The organism is Faecalibacterium sp. Marseille-P9312, from assembly GCF_902497445.1.
In the GTDB taxonomy this organism is placed as follows: domain Bacteria; phylum Bacillota; class Clostridia; order Oscillospirales; family Ruminococcaceae; genus Faecalibacterium; species Faecalibacterium longum.
The window spans coordinates 1-3,547 of the sequence record NZ_CABVEW010000028.1; the positions used below are offsets into that span (position 1 = coordinate 1).

A 3,547-nucleotide genomic window follows, 5' to 3' on the forward strand; every position below is an offset into this window, starting at 1 on the left:
CTTCCTCCGCAACCCCCCCCGGCGACCCCCCCGCGTTGCAGGCGCGTGGCGGGACACGGTGGCTCCCCCGCCGGTCAGAACCGACATTTCCATTGCCGCGGGGAGGGCGAGAACCAAAAAGTTTTTTTCCCTTTTTCTTGTTTTTTTCCCCCCCCATTTTCAAAAAAAATTCAAGGGGCCCCCTTCCCCTTTCCGGTGTTAGCCCACGACATTATTTTACCCCCCCCCCCCCCTCCAATCTGTCAATATTATTCTTGATTTTCATGATATTTCCGAAACGCCCCGGTATCTGTTATGCAATTTTTACAAATTTACGAACAGGGGCAAATAAAACGCCCCCGCATCAGCCATTTCAGCCGATGCAGGGGCGTTGCTATCTCTTTTGGGATTTACTTGTTATTGTCAGCGACCATCATCTTACTGGCCTTGTAGATGTCGCCGCAGCCCAGCGTGATGACCAGATCGCCTTCCCGGGCGTTCTGCTTCACCCAGTCGGCGGCAGCCTCCAGACTGTCCACCAGCACCGAGCCGGGGATCTGAGCGGCCAGCTTTGCGCTGGTGATGGTGGGGTCGTTGGGCTCACGGCTGCCCATGATGGGGGTGATGACTGCCACATCGGGGATCTTGAGCACATCCACAAAGTCGTTGAACAGCATCTTGGTGCGGCTGTATGTAAACGGCTGGTGGACGGCGATGAGGCGCTTGTAGCCCAGTTCCTTGGCGGTGTTCAGGGTCGCACGCAGCTCGGTGGGGTGATGAGCGTAGTCATCCACCACCACAGCGCCGTTGCACTCACCGTAGACCTCGAAACGGCGTCCTGCGCCCTTGAAGCTTGCGGCAGCGGCGGCGCACTGCTCCACCGTCAGGCCCGCAAAACGGCAGACCGCGCACATGGCCAGCGCATTGTAGATGTTGTGACGGCCCGGCACAGCCAGACGGATGTGGCCCGTGACCTTGCTCCACTCCTTCAAATCGAACTCGAAGAAGCCGGGCTTATACTCCTGCACGTTGATGGCCTGATAATCGCCGTCGTTGTCGATGCCGAAGGTGCACACACGGCGGTCAAGGGTGTACATGACGTCCATCGTGTTCTTGTCGTCGGCGTTGGCGAAGATCATGAACTGGGTCATCAGGGCAAAGCGCTTGAAGGCGAACTTCAGCTCACCCATGCTGCCGTAGTAGTCCAGATGGTCGTTATCGATGTTCAGCACGACGGAGAGGTAGGGAGTCAGCTTCAGGAAGGTCTCGGAGAACTCGCAGGCTTCGATGACGATGTCATCGCCCTTTCCGGCCTTGCCGTAGCCGTGGATGAGGGGCAGCTTGCCGCCGATGACCGCAGAGGGGTCGCGGCCTGCCAGCTCCAGCGCCGTAGTGATCATGGAGGTGGTCGTGGTCTTGCCGTGGGTGCCGGAGACGCAGATGCTCTGCTTGTACAGACGGCTCACATAGCCCAGCAGGACGCTGCGCTCCACCGTCGTGATGCCGTAGGAGGCTGCCGCATTCAGCTCCACATTGTCCTTTGCGATGGCGGCAGAGTAGACCACCAGGTCTGCACCGACGACATTATCAGCGCTGTGGCCCAGCGTGACCTTGACACCCATCTCCCGCTCGGAGCGGATGATGCTGCCGTCCAGCACATCGCTGCCCGAAATGTCGTAGCCCTTTGCGGAGAGGATCTGGATGAGAGGATACATACCGCTGCCGCCGCAGCCGATGAAGTGTATCTTCTTCACATTATCCAGCAAATGCTGGGTGTAGTCGGTGTACATGAACATAGAAAGCAACCTCCAATAATATAAACGGCCGCTGGGCAGACCGTATCCATTCTAGTGACACATAGTATTATATAATTTTTGGAGCACAAAATAAACACTTCGGAGCGAATTTTCGGAAAGAACTATAAATTGACCGGCACTTTTGTGCTTTGTGTACAGAATCCGCGGCTTTGCGAGATACTTTTTGACGCTTCATAAAAGATTTACATTTTACTCCGGATAAATAGATAACGATTTTGAGATTTTTGTGTTATAGTTATAAAGGAAATTTTGCTGCGGCAGCGCCTGCACCGACGTCGGCTGCTCCCGGCACGAAAAGAGGAGACACCTTTTGAACATCAAGATCACCGCCGACAGCACCTGTGATTTGTCCGAAGAGCTGCTGCGGCAATGGAACATTTCCCTGATGCCCATGCACATCCTGATGGGCGACGATACTTATCTGGACGGCGTCACCATTCATCCGGCTGACGTCTTTGCCCATGTGGATGCAGGCGGCCAGCCCCCGAGATCCGCTGCCGCAAACCCCGTGGAGTACATCGACTTCTTCGAGCCCTTTGCCAAGGAGTACGACGCCGTCATCCACATCTCGGTCAGCGCCAAGCTTTCCTCCTGCTATCAGAACGCCTGCCTTGCCGCACAGGAATACGCCAACGTGTCCGTCATCGACAGCGAGAATATCTGCACCGGTCAGGGCTATCTTGTCCTCCGCGCCGCCAAGTGGGCTGCGGACGGCCTGACGGCCCGGAACATCTGTATGCGCCTCCAGAGCCTCGCCAACCGGGTCGAGCTGAGCTTTGTGCTCAACCAGCTCAACTACATGGCCAAGAGCGGCCGCTGCTCCGGCGTGCTGGCGTTCGGCGCCAACATTCTGGGCATCAAACCCAGCCTCGCCATCATCGACGGTGAGCTGAAGGTCATCAGGAAGTATCGCGGCAGCCTGCCCATCTGCGTGGGCAAGTACATCACCGACCTGCTGGATGGCCGGGACGACATCGACAACAGCATGGTCTTTATCTCGTCCTGTCAGCCCAAACCCGGCTGCATGGAGGCCATCAAAGCCGGTCTGCGCAAATACGGTAAGTTTGAGAACATCATTGAGACCGACATCGGCACGACCATCGGCGGCTACTCCGGCCCTGGCACCATCGGCATCGTGTTTGCGAAGAAAGTTTAATCGGCATTCAACCAAAGCGGCCCTGCTGCGTGGAAAGCTCCAACGCGGCGGGGCCGTTTTTTGGTTATATAATGCTTTCGCAAAAAAGAAAACGCTCCAAGATCTCTCTTAGAGCGTTTTGATCAAGTCGGCGGCTACCTATTTTCACAAGCCGTTTCCAGCGAACTATCTTGGGCACGAGTGAGCTTAACTGCTGTGTTCGGAATGGGAACAGGTGGAACCTCACCGTCATCGTCACCGACCATATGACTGATACAGTATATCACATTTCTGTGTATCTGTCCAGTATTTAGAAGGACGTGCCTTCAAAACTGAATAATCACTGCTTACATTTTTTCGTTGACTCTAAGAGTCTCAAGCGAATTGTGGTCAAGCCCTCGACCTATTAGTACACGCTTGCTGAATGGATCGCTCCACTTACACATCGTGCCTATCAACCTTGTAGTCTTCAAGGGGTCTTACCTGATTAAATCAGTGGGATATCTTATCTTTGGGTCGGCTTCACGCTTAGATGCTTTCAGCGTTTATCCGATCCGTACGTAGTTGCCCAGCTATGCTCCTGGCGGAACAACTGGTGCGCCAGAGGTACGTCCGT

2 protein-coding genes and 2 rRNA genes are annotated in these 3,547 nt (G+C 55.2%); 1 reads left to right on the forward strand and 3 read right to left on the reverse strand.

All coding sequences use genetic code 11. The annotated features are described in order from the left end of the window. Positions 1–389: 389 nt before the first annotated feature. Positions 390–1,775 carry a UDP-N-acetylmuramate--L-alanine ligase gene (murC, locus tag F3G95_RS13610; protein WP_015565291.1) on the reverse strand — a complete coding sequence of 462 codons (1,386 nt, stop codon included), beginning with the start codon at positions 1,773–1,775 and terminating at the stop codon, positions 390–392. A gap of 331 nt (positions 1,776–2,106) precedes the next feature. Here murC and F3G95_RS13615 point away from each other — a divergent pair, with 331 nt between their 5' ends. Further along, positions 2,107–2,952, forward strand: coding sequence for a DegV family protein (locus F3G95_RS13615; RefSeq protein ID WP_149795374.1), 846 nt, complete (start codon positions 2,107–2,109; stop codon positions 2,950–2,952). 125 nt (positions 2,953–3,077) lie between these two features. Here F3G95_RS13615 and rrf read toward each other — a convergent pair. Continuing rightward, positions 3,078–3,194: ribosomal RNA gene (gene rrf / locus F3G95_RS13620) — 5S ribosomal RNA — on the reverse strand. Between the two features lie 123 nt (positions 3,195–3,317). Further along, positions 3,318–3,547: ribosomal RNA gene (locus F3G95_RS13625) — 23S ribosomal RNA — on the reverse strand; the annotation flags it as partial.